A 17599-nucleotide genomic window follows, 5' to 3' on the forward strand; every position below is an offset into this window, starting at 1 on the left:
AGCGGCCGGCCGCTTCAATTTAGCATTCCGGCGTGAGATCCGCCCCTTCCAGGGACGGATCTCCCACCGCTTACTGGGCCGCTTCGTCCGGGCGCACCCGGAACCAGGCCGCGTACAGCGCCGGCAGGAACACCAGGGTCAGCACCGTGCCGACGATCAGCCCGCCCATGATCGCGATCGCCATCGAGCCATAGAAGGCACTGCGCGAGAGCGGGATCATCGCCAGCACCGCGGCCAGCGCGGTCAGCACGATCGGCCGGAAGCGGCGCACGGTGGCGTCGATGATCGCGTGCCAGCGGTCGTGCCCGGCGTCGATGTCCTGCTGGATCTGGTCGATCAGGATCACCGAGTTGCGCATGATCATGCCGGCCAGCGCGATCGTGCCCAGCATCGCCACGAAGCCGAATGGCGCGCGGAAGATCAGCAGGAACAGGGTCGCGCCGATGATGCCCAGCGGTGCGGTGACGAACACCATCGCCGCCCGCGAGAAGCTGCGCAGCTGCAGCATCAGCAGCGTGGCCACCACCACCAGGAACAGCGGCATGCCGGCATTGATCGAGTTCTGGCCACGGGCCGAGTCCTCCACGGTACCGCCGGTCTCCAGCAGGTAGCCGTCCGGCAGCTCGGCGCGGATGCCCTCCAGCGTCGGCAGCAGCTGCTGCACCACCCCCACCGGCAACATGCTGTCGCCGATGTCGGCGCGCACGGTGACGGTCGGCAGGCGGTTGCGGTGCCAGATGATGCCGTCCTCGAACACCTGCTCCAGGCGCGCCACCTGCGACAGCGACACCGGCTTGCCGCTGCTGGTGGGAATGGCCAGGCTGCCCAGCATCTCCAGGTGCGCACGCTCGTCCTCCGGGCCGCGCAGCAGCATGCCGATCTGGCGGTTGCCTTCACGGTAGGTGCTGACGCTGGTGCCGGACAACGAACTGCTCAGGAACTGCGCCAGCTGCGCGCTGCTCACGCCCAGCGCGCGCGCGCGGTCCTGGTCCACGACCAGCCGCACCACCTTGCTCGGCTCGCTCCAGTTGAGGTTGACGTTGGTGGTGTGCGGGTTCTCGCGCACCTTGTCCGCCACCTGCCGGGCAATGGCCTGCACCCGCTCGATGTGCTCGCCGGACACCCGGAACTGCACCGGGTAACCCACCGGCGGGCCGTTCTCCAGGCGGGTGACGCGCATCTGCACGTCGGAGAACTGCGGCACCACCTCCTTGAGCAGCCACTCGCGCACTTCCTCGCGGGCATGGGTGTCTTCGGCCAGCACCACGTACTGGGTGAAGTTGGTGGCCGGCAGCTGCTGGTCCAGCGGCAGGTAGAAGCGCGGCGAACCGGTGCCCACGTAGCCGACGAAGTTGGCGATGCCGGCATGGCCCTTGAGCAGGGCCTCGAACTTCTCGGCCTGGGCCTGGGTGGCGGTCAGCGAGGCCCCTTCGGCCAGCTCGATGTCCACCATCAGCTCCGGCCGGGTCGAATCGGGGAAGAACTGCTGCGGCACGAAGCGGAAGATCACCAGCGAGAACACGAACAGGCCGATGGTGGCGAAGATCACCAGCCAGCGGCGACGCAGGCAGGCGTCGAGGAAACGCCGGAAGCGCTGGTAGAACGCGGTGCCATACGGGTCATGGTCGTGCGTCAGTTCCTTCGGCGCGACCAGGTTGGCCAGCGCCGGGTTGCGGTCGGCCCAACGCTGGCGCAGCGCACGCACGCGGCCGGCGATGCTGGTCGGCTTGGGCGGCTGCGGGTTGTGCAGGTCCGGCAGCATCTTGTCGCCCAGGTACGGGATGAACAGCACCGCGGCCACCCAGGACACCAGCAGGGCGATGGTCACCACCTGGAACAGCGAGCGGGTGTACTCACCGGTGCTCGATGCCGCCGTGGCGATCGGCAGGAAGCCGGCGGCGGTGATCAGGGTGCCGGTCAGCATCGGGAAGGCGGTGGACTCCCAGGCGAAGCTGGCCGCACGCATGCGGTCGTAGCCCTGCTCCATCTTGGTGGCCATCATCTCCACCGCGATGATCGCATCGTCCACCAGCAGGCCCAGCGCCAGCACCAACGCGCCCAGCGAGATCTTGTGCAGGCCGATGTCGAACTGGTGCATCAGGAAGAACGTCATCGCCAGCACCAGCGGGATCGACACCGCCACCACCAGGCCGGTGCGCAGCCCCAGCGAGAAGAAGCTCACCAGCAGCACGATCACCACCGCCTCGGTGAGCACCTTGACGAACTCGCCCACCGAATCCTTCACCGCATGCGGCTGGTCGGACACCTTGCGCAGTTCCATGCCCACCGGCAGGGTCTTCTGCAGGCGCGCGAACTCATCGTCCAGCGCCTTGCCGAGCTTGATGATGTCGCCGCCGTTCTTCATCGCCACCGCGATGCCGATGGCGTCCTCGCCCATGAAGCGCATCTTGGCCGAGGCCGGGTCGGCGAAGCCACGCTTGACCTGGGCGATGTCGCCCAGGCGCACGGTGCGGTCACCGGCGCGGATCGGGAAGTCGCTGATCTCCTGCACCGAGTTGAACTGGCCGGTGATGCGCAGCTGCACGCGGTCGCTGGCGGTCTCGAACCAGCTCGCCGGTGCCATCGCGTTCTGTTCGGACAGCGCCTGCTGGACCTGCTGCATCGACACGCCCAGCGTGGCCAGCTTGGTGTTGGACAGCTCGATCCACACCTTCTCGTCCTGCAGGCCGACCAGGTCGACCTTGCCGACATCGGCCACGCGCTGCAGCTCCAGCTGGATGCGGTCGGCGTAGTCGCGCATCACCGCGTAGTCGAAGCCCTTGCCGGTCAGCGCATAGATGTTGCCGAACGTATCGCCGAACTCGTCATTGAAGAACGGCCCGATCACCTCGGCCGGCAGCTGCGAACGGATGTCGCCCACCTTCTTGCGCACCTGGTAGAACAGCTCCGGCACGTCCTTGGAGGCCATCGCGTCGCGGGCGCTGAAGATCACCTGCGATTCGCCCGGCCGCGAGTACGACTGGATGAACTCGAACTGCCCGGTGTTCATCAGCGCCTTCTCGATCGGCTCGGTCACCTGCCGCGACACCTGCTCGGCGGTGGCGCCCGGCCACGAGGTCTGGATCACCATGGCCTTGAACGTGAACGGCGGGTCCTCGGACTGCCCGAGGTGTTTGTAGGACCAGGTGCCGATGATCGCCAGGGCGATCATCATGAACAGCACCAGCGGGCGGTTGGTCAGTGCCCACTCGGAAAGATTGAAGCGGCGCACGCCTCATTCCCCCTTGTTCGCGGCGGCAGCCGGCGCCGGTGCCAGCACCGGGCGGTTGCTGCGGTCCACGGCCCGCACCACCTGGCCTTCGCGCAGCAGGTGGCCGCCGGCGGCCACCACCCACTCATCGGCGCGCAGCCCCTGCATCACCGGCACCGACTCGGCGCCGTAGGCCCCCAGGGTCACCGCGCGCGACTGCAGTGCGCCGGTGGCCGGGTTGACCACCCACACGCTGGCCTGCTGCGGCTGCTTGCCTGCCTGCACCGCCGACAGCGGCACGCTCAGCGCCGCCCCCTTGCCGTGCCCGATGTAGACGCGGGCGCTCTGGCCCAGCTCGACCGAATCCAACGCGTCGGCCGCCAGCTGCACGCGCGCGGCGTAGCTGCGGGTCTGCGCATCGGCGCCGGCCGCGATCTCGCGGATGCTGCCGGACAGGCGCTTGCCTGCCTGGTTCCACAACTCCACCTCGACCGGCTGGCCGACGCTGAACTCGCGGATGGCGCTTTCCGGCAACGCGATGGCCACTTCGCGGGCGCCGTCGGCGGCCAGGGTGAAGATCGTCTGCCCGGCGGCGACCACCTGCCCGGCCTCGGCCTCGCGCGCGGCGATCATGCCGTCGGCCGGTGCCCGCAGCTGCGCATAGCTGGCCTGGTTGCGGTTGACGTCCAGGTTGGCCCGCGCCGCGTCGGCCTGGCCCTGCGCCGCCTTCAGCGCCGCGGTCTGTGCGTCCAGCGCCGAACGGCTGACCACCTGCTGGGCGGCCAGCACCTCATAGCGGCGGTGCTCGTCGCGGGCCTTCACCAGGTCGGCCTCGGCCGCGGCGTACTGTGCCTGTGCGGCACGGGCCTGCAGCGCGTAGTCGGCGACATCCAGTTCGGCCAGCACCTGGCCCTTCTTCACCCGCTGGCCGGCATCGACCTCACGCCGCAGCAGGTTGCCGGCCACACGGAAGGACAGCGCGGCCTCCTCGCGTGCATGCACTTCGCCGGGATAGGCCGTGACGGTCACGTCCTGTCCGCCGGCCGGTTTGACCACCATTACCGGCAAGGCCGGCACCGCGGCGGTTTCGGTTTTGCCACACGCAGCAAGCACGGCCAGCAACAGGCTGCCGCCAATCCATCGGAGGTTGTTCATGGTGATCAGGGTCGCGAACGCAGGGGGAAGGGAGGCGGCCGGGGTTTCACCGCCATTACTGAACGACGCGGTATAGTATAAATATCGAACCAGCTGGTCTAGTATTCCCTCATGTCTTCCAAATCCTCTGCCACCAACGTCTCCCGGGAGCCTGCGCGCAGCAGTGGGCCGGGCCGTCCGAAAGACCTTGGAAAACGTGCCGCCATCCTCGATGCGGCCAAGGAAATGTTCGTGGAGCTGGGCTTCAACGGCGTCAGCATGGACGGCATCGCCGCCAGTGCCGGCGTATCCAAGCTCACCGTGTACAGCCATTTCGGTGACAAGGAGACCTTGTTCCGCGAGGCCATCCAGGCCAAGTGCGTGGAAATGATGCCCGACGCCCTGTTCGTCACCGACAGCGAAGGCCCGTTGCGCGACCAGCTGCTGGGCATCGGCCATGCGTTCTTCACGCTGATCAGCAGCGACGCGGCCCTGGCCACCCAGCGGATGATGATGAGCCCGGACACCGACGACCGGATCCGGCAGATGTTCTGGGAGGCCGGCCCGGCCCGCACCGAGACCGCGCTGTCGGACTTCCTGGCCGCCCGTGTGGCCCGGGGCGAACTGGACATCCCCGACCCGATCGTCGCCGCGCGCCAGTACTTCTGCATCATCAAGGGCGAGCTGCACTCCCATATGATGTGCGGGCTGTGTGCCGCGCCCGGCCAGCTCGACCAGGATGCCCACGTGGCCGCCAGCGTCGACTTCTTCCTGCGGGCGTATGCACCGCGCTGACACCCGCCCCTGCCAAGCTGAACAGACCGTAGGTCCGAATGACTTCCGGCACTGCGGCCGCCCGAGCGGCCACGGCGATGCTTGGCCCGCATCGCGCCCCTAACCGGTAAAATGGCCGGCCCACCGCGCTGGAATGACGAGCTTTCCCATGACGATCAACTACTCCCACGTCCGCGAATTGATGGTTGAACAGCAGATCCGTCCCTGGGACGTGCTGGACATCCGCGTGCTGGACGTGCTGGCCCGCCTGCCGCGCGAGGCCTTCGTGGCCGAGTCGCACCGCGCCCTGGCCTATGCCGACATCGAGCTGCCGCTGGGCCACGGGCAGAAGATGATGAAGCCGGTCATCGAAGGCCGCACCCTGCAGGCACTGGACCTGCAGCCCAGCGACGAAGTGCTGGAAGTGGGCACCGGCAGCGGCTTCCTCAGCGCCTGCCTGGGCGAACTGGCCCGCGAAGTGCTGAGCCTGGAGATCCAGCCGGAGCTGGCTGAACGCGCCCGCCAGAACCTGGACAGCGCCAAGCTGGGCAGCAACGTCCGCATCGAGGTCGCCGACGCCCTGAACTGGGACAGCCAGCGCCAGTTCGACGCCATCTGCATCACCGGTGCGGTAGAAACGGTCCCGACCCACCTGCTCAAGCTGCTGCGCACCGGTGGCCGCCTGTTCGTCATCAAGGGCACCTCCCCGGTGATGGAAGCTGTGCTCGTCAAGGCAGACGGCAGCGTGGAATCGCTGTTCGAAACCGACATCGACTACCTGCAGGGCGCTGCTCCTGCACCGCAATTCCAACTCTGAAACCTTCCAAGGAAGCCGCAATGATCCGCCGATCCCTCACCCTTGCGCTGGCAGTCGCCCTGCTCCCGATGACGGCCCACGCCGCCGACCTGCTGCAGGTCTACGAAATGGCCCGCAATGGTGACCCGCAGTTGTCGGCCGCCGAATCCAACCGCCTGTACACCCAGGAAGGCCAGGTGCAGGCACGCGCGGCGCTGCTGCCGCAGATCAACGGCGAGGCATCGCTGGACCGTACCCGTACCAAGGCCGACGGCGTCAGCGGCAGCACCACCAGCAAGACCCGCACCTACGGCGTCAACGGCAGCCAGACCCTGTTCAACTGGGGCCAGTTCGCCGACCTGCGCGCGCAGCGTGACCTGAGCAAGGCCGCCGACTACACCCTGGAATCGGCCAACGACAACCTGATCATCCGCACCGCGACCGCCTACTTCAACGTGCTGGTGGCGATCGAATCGCTGAGCGCGGCCGAGACCAACGAAGCGGCCGGCAAGAAGCAGTTCGACTACGCCGACAAGCGCCTGGAAGTGGGCCTGGCACCGATCACCGACGTGCACGAAGCCCGCGCCCAGTACGACCAGGCGCGCGCCAACACCATCATTGCCCGCAACACGCTGGAAGACGCCTACCAGGCCCTGACCGAACTGACCGGCCAGCCGGTCCGCGACGTGCGCGGCCTGCCGGAAGACTTCCGTCCGGCCATCCCGGCCAACCGCGGCAACATCGACCAGCTGGTCACCGACGCCATGTCCCGCAACCCGGACCTGAAGGCCCAGGAACTGCAGGTCAGCGCCGCCGAATCCAGCGTGTCCTCGGCCCGCGCCGGCCACTACCCGACCCTGTCGCTGGGCGGCAGCTGGGGCAAGAGCGCCCGCTGGGGCGACAGCACCGGCGGCAGCTCCAACACCCCGGATGCGACCACCAACTCGATCGGCCTGACCCTGAACGTGCCGATCTTCGCCGGTGGCGCCACCCAGTCGCGCGTGCGCCAGGCCCTGGCCACCCGTGACATCCAGCAGGACACCTACGAGCAGCAGAAGCGCGCCCTGGACCGCAACACCCGCAATGCCTACCAGAACCTGGTCGCCGGCATCAGCGAAGTGGAAGCCCGCCGCTTGGCGGTGGTCTCGGCACAGAGCGCCTACGACGCCTCGCAGGTTGGCCTGGAAGTCGGTACCCGCACCGTGCTGGACGTGGTCCAGAACCAGCGGACCCTGTTCCAGGCGCAGCTGGACTACGCCCAGTCGCGTTACAACTTCCTGCAGGCACGCTTGGCCCTGAGCCAGGCCGTGGGCGACCTGGAGATCGCCGAAGTGCAGGACATCAACCGCCTGCTCACGGTCGATGCCACCGCAAAGCTGCAGGCCCAGTAAACCGTCCTGCAGTACTTGCGAAAAAGCGGGCCATGCCCGCTTTTTTGTTGCCTGCCATCTGCCTCCCCGGCGGTCAGCTGCGCGGTGGCAACTGCGGGGTGATCAGTTCCAGCGTGCGTTCCAGCGCGCCACGCCCGTTGGCGACCAGCGCGCGCCCGGCCTCGATCATGCGCTCACGCTCGACGTCGTTCTCCAGCAACTGCTCCACCGTCGCCCCCACCGCCTGCGCATCGGCGCAGATGCGCAGCGCGCCGGCCTCATCCATGCGTCGGGAGATCTCGGCGAAATTGTGCAGATGCGGCCCGGTGATCGCCGCCACGCCCATCGCCGCCGGCTCCAGCAGGTTGTGCCCGCCGATGGGCTGCAGGCTGCCGCCGACGAAGGCGACCCGCGCGCACGCATAGAACGCCATCAGCTCACCGAGCGTATTGAGCACGAACACCTGCGTGCCGGGTTCCGGCCACTGCTGTGCCTTGCGCGTGGCCACGCGCCAGCCCTGCTCGCGTGCCACCGCTTCCACCTTCGCGAACCGCTCCGGATGCCGTGGCGCCCACAACAGCAGGGCATCGGGGTGCCGCTCCAGCAGGCGCCTGTGGATATCCACCACGGCCTGCTCTTCGCCTTCATGGGTGCTGGCGGCGATCCACACCGGTCGCGTGTCCGGCACATGCTGGTGGAAGCCTTCCAGCACGGCGGTGGGATCGGGCGGATGGATCTCGAACTTCAGGTTGCCCAGCGCGCGCACCTGTTCCGGCCGCGCGCCCAGCGCGATGAAACGTGCCGCGTCATCGGCGGACTGCGCCGCCACGCAGGTGACCGTGCGCAGGGCCCGCGAGACCAGCGCCCTGAGCACACGGTAGCCCTTCAACGAACGTGCCGACAAGCGCGCGTTGAGGATGTACACCGGAATGCCGCGGTCCCGGCACCCGAACAGCATGTTGGGCCACAACTCGGTTTCCAGGATCAGCGCCAGGCTCGGGCGGAAGTGCGCCAGGAAGCGGTTCACGCTGCCCGGCACGTCGTACGGCAGGTAGACATGGTCCACCGCGTCCCCCCACAGCGCACGCACGCGTTGCGACCCGGTGGGGGTGATGGTGGTGATGATCCAGCGGATGTCCGGGCGCAGTTCGCGCAGCGCATTGACCACCGGCGCAGCGGCGTTGACCTCGCCCACCGACACCGCATGCAGCCATACCCGCGGTTGACCGCCGCTTTCCGGGTACGACGCATACCGCTCGTCCCAGCGCTTGAAGTACTCGCGCACGCGGAAACCGCGCCACACCAGGTGGTAGACGGTGATCGGCAGCAACAGGTAAAGCACGGCCGAATACAGGCCACGCAGCAGAAGTTCGACAGGATCCCTACGCATCGGCGAAGGATACGGGAGAACGATGGAAACCAGTGAGGACGCCACGATGATCCGGCTGCAGGCCGATGCCGCAGCCGGCGGCGCGGTCCTGCCGGAACCCACGCCTGCCTGGCATCCGGCGCAGCGAGGATTGCCGGAGACGGCGTTGCCGCCTCCGCTCGCCCTGCCTTTCCCCCGGTGACTTAGAATTGCCCCATGTCCGATTCACCCACCACCGCCACCCGGCCCTCGTTGCTGCAACCCCGGCACTGGCCGACGTTCGCCTGGCTGGGCATCGCGATGCTCGCGGCACGGCTGCCATGGACCCTGCAACGCGCACTGGGGCGTGGCCTGGGCTGGCTGGCGCTGCATCTGGCCGGCAGCCGCCGGCGCGCGGCCGAGGTCAACCTCAGGCTGTGCTTCCCGGAGCAGGACGACGCCTGGCGTCAGCGCCTGCTGCGCGACAGCTTCGATGCACTCGGCGTGGGCGTGTTCGAGTTCGCCCGTGCCTGGTGGGGCAGCATCGACCGCATCCGCCCGCAGGTGGAGATCGAGGGCCTGGAGCACCTGCGTGCCCTGCAGGCCGAGGGCCGCGGTGTGCTGCTGGTCTCCGGCCACTTCATGACGCTGGAGATGTGCGGCCGGCTGTTGTGCGACCACGTACCACTGGCCGGCATGTACCGCCGCTACCGCAACCCGGTGATGGAGTGGGCGGTCAAGAGCGGCCGGCTGCGCTATGCCTGCGCGATGTATGCCAACGAGGACATCCGCGCCACCGTTCGCCACCTCAAGAAGGGCGGCTTCCTGTGGTATGCGCCGGACCAGGACATGCGCGGCAAGGATTCGGTGTTCGTGCCGTTCTTCGGCATGCCGGCCTCGACCATCACCGCGACCCATCAGTTCGCGCGCATGACCGGCTGTGCGGTGGTGCCCTACTTCCATCGTCGCGTCGGCAGCCGCTACGTGCTGAAGATCGCCCCGCCGTTGCCGGACTTCCCCACCGATGACGCCGTGGCCGACACCGCCAAGGTCAATGCTGCCATCGAGGACATGGTCCGCGAAGCGCCGGCGCAGTACCTGTGGATCCACCGCCGCTTCAAGCGCCAACCCGAAGGCCTGAGCAACTTCTACGCGCGCAAGGACTGAGCCCGCGTCGGTGCCTGGCACCCGCGCCGTGGTACATCCCCGGTCACCTGGCCGTGCGCCACCCGCTCCGGCGGCGCGCCAGCCTCACTCCTGTTCGTCGGCCAGCAGTGCGCCGGCATACAGGGCCGCCAGCACCACCAGCACGCCTCCCCAGAACGTGGAATAGAACGCCAGGTGCGTGTTGAGCGGGAACACCGTGGTCGCCAAGGCCAACGCCGCCGGCCGGGCCTGGTCGCGGGCCAGCGGGGAGGCATAGATCCAGGCACGGATGGCCATCGCCGCGCCCGCCATCCACAGCAGCAGGCCGAGAACACCGGTTTCGGCCAGGATCTCCAGCACGATCTGGTGCGCATGCAGGGCCGGGCTGTCGCCCCAGGCCGCGGTCCTCTGCGGTGACGGATCACACTGCGGGTAGGCCCGCCGGAAATCGCGCACGCCCACGCCGTTGAGCGGGTGCTCGCGCACCATGCACAGCGCCGCTCCCCAGATCTGGCTGCGCCCGGACAAGGCCTGGTCCATGCCGCCGGCATCACCGCTCAAGGCCATCTGCGTGCGGGCAAAGCGCTCGCGTACCTGCGACGACCCCAGGCCCAGCGCCACCGTACCGGCCACGCCGGCGAGCACCACCAGTGCCATCCGCTTCGCGCCCAGCAGGCGCCCGCCGGAGAACAGCACGACCAGCGCATAACTGATCCAGGAGGCACGCGAACCGGCCAGCACCAGCACCACGCCGACCCATGCGGCAGCCAGCAACCAGCCCCAGCGCCCCATGCGCTGGCCCACGAAGAACAGCAGGAACGGCGACACCGCCGCCAACACCTGCCCGAACTTCAGGTTGCACGGGCCGAACACGCCCGGCAGGCGATCTGCCGCGGCGACCTCCTGTGCGGTGCACAGGCTGTGTCCACTGATCAGCCACTTGAGCTGGTCCATCGACCAGAACAATGCGCTGGTGCCGAATACGGCCTGCATCAGCGCATCCAGCGTCCACGCCGCGGTCACCAGCGCCAGGCCGGTGAAGGTGATCCGTCGCCGTTGCGGCGTGGCCACGGCAATGGCGACCAGCCACATGAACGGCAGGTAGCGCAGCGCGGCGGCCACCTTGCCCCAGGTCCTGCCCGGATCGGCCGCATCGAACGCGGACACCGCCTGGGGCAGCCAGTAGGCCAGGAACAACACGCCGGTCAGCGCCCATGCCGGGATGCTCAGCAACGGCCGGATGCCGCCACGCAGATGCAACTGCACCAACCGCACCGCGGTGAACAAGGCCCCCAGCACCAGCACCGCTTCGGCAATCCCGGGCGCCGGCCAGCAAGCGACGAAGGCAATCACCCATGCCGGTGCCCAACGGGCACTGGCACCTGCACCATCAGCGCGTGAGTTCGGCATAGACATCCAGGGTGGCACGCTGCATGGCCTGCAGGGTAAAGGGAATCCGGCCGGGCAATGCCGGCGGTTGCCGCAGCATCTGCAATGCCTGTTGCAGCAGGCCTGCATCGTCACCCAGCGCCACCGCCCCCTCGGGCTGCAGTTGCGCCAGCAGTTCACCGACGCCGCCGTGGGCCCAACCCAGTACCGGTCGACCGACTGACAGCGCCTCAAGCACCGTGCGACCAAACGCTTCCGGCTTGTCGGACAACTGCAGGACCAGGTCACTGGCCGCATAGGCCTGTGACATGCGGTCGGTGGCCTCGCTGAAGACCACCTGCCCGGCCACGCCCAGTCGTTCCGCAAGCTGTTCCAGTTCCTGCAGGTAGCTTTCCCGGCCAGGCGCGCGTGCCCCCGGCATCCACAGCAGCGCCTGCACCTGTTGCTGCTTCAGCGCCGCCAGCAGCCCGATGGCGTGCGCATGCCCTTTCAGCCGGGTGCCACGCCCCGGCAGCAGCAGCAAGGGCGCATCGCCGGCCAGCGCCGGGTGCTGGCGTGCCACCTCCAGGCGCGGACGCCGGTCGGCGCGTGGCGTGCGCGGGAACTGGCTGGCGTCGATGCCACGCGGTATCACGCGCAGCTTGCCCGGGTCAGTGGCCGGGTAATGCTGCAGCAGGTAGGCACGCACCGTCTGCGATACGCAGATCACGCGTTCACCGCTGGCCATGATGCCGCTGTAGCGGCCCGGTGAATTCAGGCCGTGCATGGTGGTCACCCAATGCGGCCGCTGGGGCGGCTTGATGCCGCGCAAGGCATACCCGCCCAGCCATGCCGGCAGGCGCGAACGCGCATGCACGATGTCCGCGCCGGTTTCCACGAACAGGCGGCGCAGGCTGGCCACGTGCCGCAGGGTCAGCAGCGACTTGCGGCCGATATCCAGTGTCAGGTGTTCGGCACCGCTGTCCAGCAGCGGCTGCACCAGCCGGCCGCCGGCCGATACCACGATGGCGCGATGGCCCGCCGCGACCAGCGCGCGGGCGATCTCAAGGGTCGAGCGCTCGACGCCACCGGCGTGCAGCGCCGGCAGCAACTGCACCACGGTCAGGCGGCGCATCGTCCGGTTCAGTCAACCAGCACGAAGACCGAGCCGCAGTACGGGCAGGCGGCTTCGCCGTTGGGTTCCTTGTCGATCGGCAGGTAGACGCGCGGGTGCGAGTTCCACAGCGCCATCTCCGGCGTCGGGCAGCTCAACGGCAGGTCGGCGCGGTGCACGGTGTAGCGCTTCTCGGAGTTGGCGGGTGCGGTGGCGGTATGGCTCATGGCGTCGTTCAGCGAAATCAGGGACCGGCCAATTCTACCAGTGCCACCCCGGTGCCGGACCGCCCGCCGGCGTCTCCTCCGCGCGGCCGTCACCGGCCGTGGCCACCTGCGGTGGTTCCCGGCTCAGCCGGCCGGCCTCCAGGCGCAGCACCCGATCAGCGCCGACGACCGCCCCGGGTCGATGCGCGACGAGCAGCCGGGTCAGGCGCAGCCGGCACACGGCCACGTTGACCTGCTGCTCACCGCATGGGTCCAGATGGCTGGTGGCCTCGTCCAGGAACAACAACCGGGGCTGCCGGTACAAGGCGCGCGCGAGCAGGATCCGTTGCTGCTGGCCCGCGGACAGGGCGTTGCCCCGATCGCCGACCTGCCCGTGGTAGCCCGTTGGCCGGGCGATGATCTCCGCATGCACGGCGGCCAGGCTGGCAGCGACCTCGATCCGCGCCGGGTCCGCGTCCGGGTCGAAGAAGCTGATGTTGTCGGCGATGCTGCCACTGAACAGCTGATCCCCCTGCATCACCGCACCGATGATGCGGCGCAGCTCGTGCCGTCCCAGCGCCTGCAGCGCATGGCCCCCGATGCGGATGCTGCCGCGGGTCGGCGTCAACACACCCAGCATCAGTTTCACCAGCGTGGTCTTGCCGCAGCCCGAAGCACCGGTGATCGCCACCGACTCCCCGGCAGCGATGCTGAAACTGCATCCCTCCAGTACCCACGGCGCGTCATCGGCATAGCGGAAGCACAGGTCCTCCACTTCGATCCGGCTGTCCTCGGGCATCGCCGCAGGCCCGGGCAGTTCCGGTTCCGGCTCCGGCATGGCCGACACGACCCCTGCCAGGCGTTCACGGTGGAACCGGAACACGCGCAGCGCCAGCCATTGGTCGATCAGGGCACTCATCCGCGCCATGAACAACTCCCCGTAGGCCAGGACGGCGATCAGCATGCCGGCCGTCAAGGCACCGTCCAGCACCCGCGCGGCCGCGATCCAGATCGAAGCGATGCGTGCCAGACCGAACAGCAGCTGGCGCGTGCCACGAAAGGCCACGTCGAAATGGGCGAGCCGCGCCTCGTACTGGGCCGCCTCCCAGCGCAGCAGGTCATGACCGTCGCGCCTGCGCGATTCCGCGCCTGCCACCTTCACGCCCTGCATGCCCTGCAGCGTCTCCAGCAGGTACGCCTGCTGGCGGGCATCCACCACCCACTGCCGCTCGCGCTGCATGTGCTGTGACTTCGCAGCCGACAGGCGCACGCCCGCATACAGCACCACCGCTAGCACGGCCACGCCTGCCAGTCCGGGGCTGTACAGCAGCATCAAGCCAAGCAACGGCACCACCAGCAGACCATCGACCAGCCCTTCGAGCGCGCCGCTGGCCGCGGTCCGCTGGATCTGGCGCAGCGAGGCCAACCGCGCGACGACGCCGGCCGGGCCGTGTCGCTCGAAGAAGGCCAGCGGCAGCCTCGACAGGTGCGCAAGCACATTGCCGGTCCACTGCTCGCCCAGCCGCGCGCACAGGCGAACCACGGCCACGCCTCGCACCGCGTCGATGCCCACCTGCAGCACCAGGGCCAGGCCAAAGCCGAGCGCCAACACCGCGAGCAGGTCGCGGTCGGCCGCGACCAGCACCTGGTCCACCACCCATTGCATCAGCAGTGGCGCCAACAGCACGAACACCTGCAGCGCCAGCGACAACACCAGCACCTGCGCGAGCACCGTTCGCAGGCCGGGGACCGGTCCGGCCAGGCGGCGCAGGCTGATCAAGGCCCCTGTTTCAGGGGAGGCCAACATCGCCGCCGGCTCCAATACCAGCGCCGCGCCACCAAAGCAGCCGGAGAGTTCGGACCGCGACATCCGGCGCGTCCCCGCGACCGGGTCCAGCACCGTGGCACGATTGCCCCGCAACTGCTGCAGGACCACGAAATGACCCCGCTCCCCCTGCAGGATGCAGGGCAGGTCCACGCTGGCCAGTGCGGCGCCAGGCTGCCGTGGCCGTGCATGGAAGCCCAGTTGCCGGCTGGCGTCGACCAGCCCAGCGAGCGTCGCGCCGTTCGCGCACCCGGGGAAACGTCGCCGCAGCTCCGGCAGTCCGACCGGGCGCCCATGGGCCTTGGCCACCATGGCAAGGGAAGCGAGGCCGCTGTCGGCAGCCTCGGATTGGACAATGCTGTTCATCCGTGGCCGTCCCTGGCCGCTCCTTCGTCGTTATTTGAAATCGCCGGCAACGAACACGCTCAGCTGGCCGGGATCCAGGTGCTTGCGGATGGCGGCATTGACCTGCTCGACCGTCAACGCGCGATAGGCCGCATCCCGGTCGATCTCGAACTGCATGGCACGCGCGTAGTACAGGTGGTCGGTGAGCAGGTTGGCCACCGCGCCATCGCTGGCACGCGACTGCTCGCGCACCACCAGCCGCGCATTGACCGCATCACGCAGTTCCTGTTCGGTGACCCCATCGGCCACGAGCCGGGCCAGTTCCTCGCGCACCGCGCGCTCGACCTTGTCCATGTTCTCCGGCGCGGCAATTGCCTGCACGGCGATGCTGCCCGCATCGTCACGTCCTTCCCGGCTTTCGTCGGCATGCAGCGCGGCACCCACGCTGTAGCTGAGGCCTTCCTTCTGGCGGATGCGGTCGGCCAGCCGTGCCTTCAGCGGATCGCCACCAAGGATGTTGACGGCGATGTTGAGCGCGGCGAAGTCCGCATCGGCCAGATTGATCGACAGGTTCTGTCGTGCCAGCAATACCGCATTGGGCTTGTCCGGCGTGGCCAGGCGTTGCTGCATCGCCGCGCGTGGCTGGTAGTGGGTGCTGATCGGCACATAGGCGCGTGGTGCCTTCCAGTCCACGAACAGGGACTGCAGTTGTGCCTTCACCGCCTCGGCGTCGAAGTCGCCGACGATGGCGATCTCGCCCACGCTGGTGCCGTAGAAGTCGCGGTGATAGGCGGCCAGTTCCTGCAGCTTCACCGCATTGAGCCGCTCCAGCGCGGTGTCCAGCGTTTCCACATGCAGCGGATGGCCTTCCGGCCACGGGTCGAAGTAGCGGGCCAACGCCAGCGATGCCACCGCACCGGGTTCCCTGCGCCGTGCTTCGGTCGCGGTGACGGCCTGCAGGCGAAGCTGTTCGAACGAGTCTTCCGGTAGCGCCGGGTTGCGCAGCACGTCCGCGGCCAGGGCCAACGCCTCTGCCAGCGTGTCGCGTCGGCCCGACAGGCGGATCTGCGCACTCTGCATGCCCCCGCTCACCTGTGCCTGAGTGGCCAGCGCATCGAAACGCGCCGCGATCCGGCCCCGGTCCATGTGCGTGCTGCCCATCATCAGCATCGAGCCCAGCAGGCTGCCCGCCATGCCGCGGCCGGTCATGGCCTTCTCGTCACCGAAGCGGAACGTCGCATCCACCGTCACTGTCTGCCCGCGGTTCTTCTTGGGCAGCAGCGAAACCTTGAGCCCCTCGCCCAGGGTGAAGGTCTCGGTGCGTGCCTGGATGTTCTGCGGCGTGGCTTCGAACGCCTCTCCGGCGGCGACCGCTTCACGCCCCACGTAGCCATCGACCAGGCTGGCCACCGCCGGTGCCGGTGGGATCCCGGCGCGATCGATCGTGGTCGTCGGCACGAACCGGCCCAGGGTGCGATTGCTGGGCTTGAGGTAAGCCGCCGCGACGCGGTTGACGTCGGCGGCGCTGACCTTGGCGATCGCATCGCGCTGCACGAACAGCAGCCGCCAGTCACCGGCCGCCTGGTACTCGGAAAGCGCCATCGCCACTGCGTTGACGTCGCTGGCCAGCTTCTCCAGCCCGTTGGCGATGCGTTGCCTGGCTGCGGCCACCTCCTCCTCGCTCACCGGACGCGCGGCGACCTGCTCGGCCTGGCGCAGCAACTCGGCCTCGGCCTTGGCCGCGTCACCGGCCTTGGGCAGGACGCCGATCAGGGTGAACAGGCCGGGATCGCGCAGGCTTTCCCCGCTGGCAGTGGCGAAGGCCGCCAACTTCGGCTCCATCAGCGCCTTGTACAGCCGCCCGTTCGGGTTGTCGCCCAACACGTTCGCCAGCACCGCCAACGGCGCGCTGTCGGCCTGCGCCAGCGCCGGCACGTGGTAGCTGGCCGCCACCAGCGCCAGGTCACCACTGCGGCGCACGGTGACCTCGCGCTCGCCATCCTGGGCAGGCTCCACCGTATGCAGCACCGGCAGCACGCGGGCGGGCCGCTTCAACGGGCCGAAGTGGGCGGCCACGCGCTGCAGTACCTGGCCCTCGTCGATGCGGCCGGCAACGATCAACAGCGCGTTGTCCGGCTGGTACCAGGCGCGGTAGAACGCCTGCAGGTTGTCGATCGGCACGTTCTCCACGTCCGAGCGTGCACCGATCGGCATATTGCCGTAGTTGTGCCAGTCGAAGGCCACCGAGCGCATGCGCTTCATCAGCACGCCGACGGGGCTGTTGTCGCCGGCTTCCATCTCGTTGCGGACGACGGTCATCTCGCTGTCCAGGTCGGCCTTGGCCACCCTGGAGTTGACCATCCGGTCAGCCTCCATCGCCAGCACCCACTCCAGCGTTTCATCGCTGGCCGGGAACGAGGCGAAGTAGTTGGTGCGATCCAGCGAGGTCGTGGCGTTCTTGCTGATGCCGCGCTTCTGCATCTGCCCGGGAATGTCGGGGTTGCGCGCGGTGCCCTTGAACAACAGGTGTTCGAGCAGGTGCGCCATCCCGGTTTCGCCGTAGTTCTCGTGCAGCGAGCCCACGCCGTACACCAGGTTGACCGTCACCGTCGGCTTGCTTGCGTCGGGGAACAGCAACACGCGCAGGCCATTGTGCAGCTGGTACTGGCAGATCCCCTCCACGCACGGCCCGGCCTCCACCGTCGCCGGCAAGGCCGGGGGCGCCGGCGTGGCCATCGCAACGCCCACGCCCACGCCCGCCAACGACAGGACCAGCGCCACTGCACAACGCGAAACTCCGATCATCCATTTCCCCTGGGGTTCATTCCTTCCATTCCTGTCCAGGCCCGATGGCGGGGGAAGCTCCCCGCGCCCGACCTTCCCTGCGCGATCCCGTCGTCGCGCGGCTTCCCTTGCCCATCCCTCTGTGGAGATACCGCATCGGATGCACTGGCATGTTTCC

Annotated in this window: 13 protein-coding genes; 5 read left to right on the top strand and 8 right to left on the bottom strand. The window is 68.5% G+C overall.

What is annotated here, in order from left to right; genetic code table 11:
- Nucleotides 1-70: 70 nt before the first annotated feature.
- Nucleotides 71-3232 (bottom strand): efflux RND transporter permease subunit, encoded by a 3162-nt coding sequence (locus AC06FE_RS08190; protein ID WP_478072757.1) that lies wholly within the window; start codon nt 3230-3232, stop codon nt 71-73.
- A gap of 3 nt (nt 3233-3235) precedes the next feature.
- A complete protein-coding gene (locus AC06FE_RS08195) occupies nt 3236-4366 on the bottom strand; it encodes an efflux RND transporter periplasmic adaptor subunit (RefSeq protein WP_478072758.1) in 1131 nt (376 codons plus the stop codon).
- Nucleotides 4367-4477: 111 nt separating this feature from the next.
- Between AC06FE_RS08195 and AC06FE_RS08200 the strand changes: the two genes are divergently transcribed.
- The 3 genes from AC06FE_RS08200 (at nt 4478) to AC06FE_RS08210 (ending at nt 7306) form a co-directional block, all read left to right on the top strand.
- Nucleotides 4478-5140, top strand: coding sequence for a TetR/AcrR family transcriptional regulator (locus AC06FE_RS08200; RefSeq protein WP_132865549.1), 663 nt, complete (start codon nt 4478-4480; stop codon nt 5138-5140).
- A 148-nt stretch (nt 5141-5288) separates the two neighbouring features.
- The gene (locus AC06FE_RS08205; RefSeq protein ID WP_132865550.1) at nt 5289-5936 is read left to right on the top strand and encodes a protein-L-isoaspartate O-methyltransferase family protein; all 648 of its coding nucleotides are present in this window, start codon (nt 5289-5291) and stop codon (nt 5934-5936) included.
- A gap of 20 nt (nt 5937-5956) precedes the next feature.
- Nucleotides 5957-7306 (top strand): TolC family outer membrane protein, encoded by a 1350-nt coding sequence (locus tag AC06FE_RS08210; RefSeq protein ID WP_132865551.1) that lies wholly within the window; start codon nt 5957-5959, stop codon nt 7304-7306.
- 73 nt (nt 7307-7379) lie between these two features.
- Here the strand turns inward: AC06FE_RS08210 and waaA are convergent, their stop codons facing one another.
- Complete coding sequence (gene waaA / locus AC06FE_RS08215; protein ID WP_478072759.1) at nt 7380-8675, bottom strand: lipid IV(A) 3-deoxy-D-manno-octulosonic acid transferase; 1296 nt, start codon at nt 8673-8675, stop codon at nt 7380-7382.
- A gap of 22 nt (nt 8676-8697) precedes the next feature.
- Between waaA and AC06FE_RS08220 the strand changes: the two genes are divergently transcribed.
- Together AC06FE_RS08220 and AC06FE_RS08225 are read left to right on the top strand one after the other, a co-directional pair.
- Entirely contained in the window at nt 8698-8856 is a 159-nt protein-coding gene (locus tag AC06FE_RS08220; RefSeq protein ID WP_478072760.1) for a hypothetical protein, read from the top strand.
- Between the two features lie 14 nt (nt 8857-8870).
- Complete coding sequence (locus AC06FE_RS08225) at nt 8871-9800, top strand: LpxL/LpxP family Kdo(2)-lipid IV(A) lauroyl/palmitoleoyl acyltransferase (RefSeq protein WP_313252125.1); 930 nt, start codon at nt 8871-8873, stop codon at nt 9798-9800.
- Nucleotides 9801-9884: 84 nt separating this feature from the next.
- On the opposite strand, the gene AC06FE_RS08230 is transcribed toward AC06FE_RS08225, so the two are convergent.
- From AC06FE_RS08230 to AC06FE_RS08250, 5 genes are read right to left on the bottom strand one after another with little or no spacing between them, the layout of a single operon-like run.
- Entirely contained in the window at nt 9885-11189 is a 1305-nt protein-coding gene (locus AC06FE_RS08230) for an O-antigen ligase family protein (RefSeq protein WP_478072761.1), read from the bottom strand.
- Nucleotides 11170-12282, bottom strand: coding sequence for a glycosyltransferase (locus tag AC06FE_RS08235; RefSeq protein WP_478072762.1), 1113 nt, complete (start codon nt 12280-12282; stop codon nt 11170-11172). The genes AC06FE_RS08230 and AC06FE_RS08235 overlap by 20 nt, the downstream gene beginning before the upstream one ends.
- 8 nt (nt 12283-12290) lie before the next feature.
- Entirely contained in the window at nt 12291-12488 is a 198-nt protein-coding gene (locus AC06FE_RS08240) for a zinc-finger domain-containing protein (protein ID WP_132865556.1), read from the bottom strand.
- A 34-nt stretch (nt 12489-12522) separates the two neighbouring features.
- On the bottom strand, nt 12523-14658 hold the full coding sequence (locus AC06FE_RS08245) for a peptidase domain-containing ABC transporter (protein WP_478072763.1): 2136 nt from the start codon (nt 14656-14658) through the stop codon (nt 12523-12525).
- A 30-nt stretch (nt 14659-14688) separates the two neighbouring features.
- The gene (locus AC06FE_RS08250) at nt 14689-17442 is read right to left on the bottom strand and encodes a M16 family metallopeptidase (RefSeq protein WP_478072764.1); all 2754 of its coding nucleotides are present in this window, start codon (nt 17440-17442) and stop codon (nt 14689-14691) included.
- Nucleotides 17443-17599 lie beyond the last annotated feature (157 nt).

The sequence above is a fragment of the Stenotrophomonas sp. Steno-C18 genome (assembly GCF_056393195.1).

Excerpts from the sequence above, each read along its gene's own strand:
- AC06FE_RS08195 (WP_478072758.1), bottom strand. The coding sequence starts at position 4,366 with ATGAACAACCTCCGATGGATTGGCGGCAGCCTGTTGCTGGCCGTGCTT.
- AC06FE_RS08200 (WP_132865549.1), top strand. The coding sequence starts at position 4,478 with ATGTCTTCCAAATCCTCTGCCACCAACGTCTCCCGGGAGCCTGCGCGC.
- AC06FE_RS08205 (WP_132865550.1), top strand. The coding sequence starts at position 5,289 with ATGACGATCAACTACTCCCACGTCCGCGAATTGATGGTTGAACAGCAG.
- AC06FE_RS08210 (WP_132865551.1), top strand. The coding sequence starts at position 5,957 with ATGATCCGCCGATCCCTCACCCTTGCGCTGGCAGTCGCCCTGCTCCCG.
- waaA (WP_478072759.1), bottom strand. The coding sequence starts at position 8,675 with ATGCGTAGGGATCCTGTCGAACTTCTGCTGCGTGGCCTGTATTCGGCC.
- AC06FE_RS08220 (WP_478072760.1), top strand. The coding sequence starts at position 8,698 with ATGGAAACCAGTGAGGACGCCACGATGATCCGGCTGCAGGCCGATGCC.
- AC06FE_RS08225 (WP_313252125.1), top strand. The coding sequence starts at position 8,871 with ATGTCCGATTCACCCACCACCGCCACCCGGCCCTCGTTGCTGCAACCC.
- AC06FE_RS08230 (WP_478072761.1), bottom strand. The coding sequence starts at position 11,189 with ATGCCGAACTCACGCGCTGATGGTGCAGGTGCCAGTGCCCGTTGGGCA.
- AC06FE_RS08235 (WP_478072762.1), bottom strand. The coding sequence starts at position 12,282 with ATGCGCCGCCTGACCGTGGTGCAGTTGCTGCCGGCGCTGCACGCCGGT.
- AC06FE_RS08240 (WP_132865556.1), bottom strand. The coding sequence starts at position 12,488 with ATGAGCCATACCGCCACCGCACCCGCCAACTCCGAGAAGCGCTACACC.
- AC06FE_RS08245 (WP_478072763.1), bottom strand. The coding sequence starts at position 14,658 with ATGAACAGCATTGTCCAATCCGAGGCTGCCGACAGCGGCCTCGCTTCC.
- AC06FE_RS08250 (WP_478072764.1), bottom strand. The coding sequence starts at position 17,442 with ATGATCGGAGTTTCGCGTTGTGCAGTGGCGCTGGTCCTGTCGTTGGCG.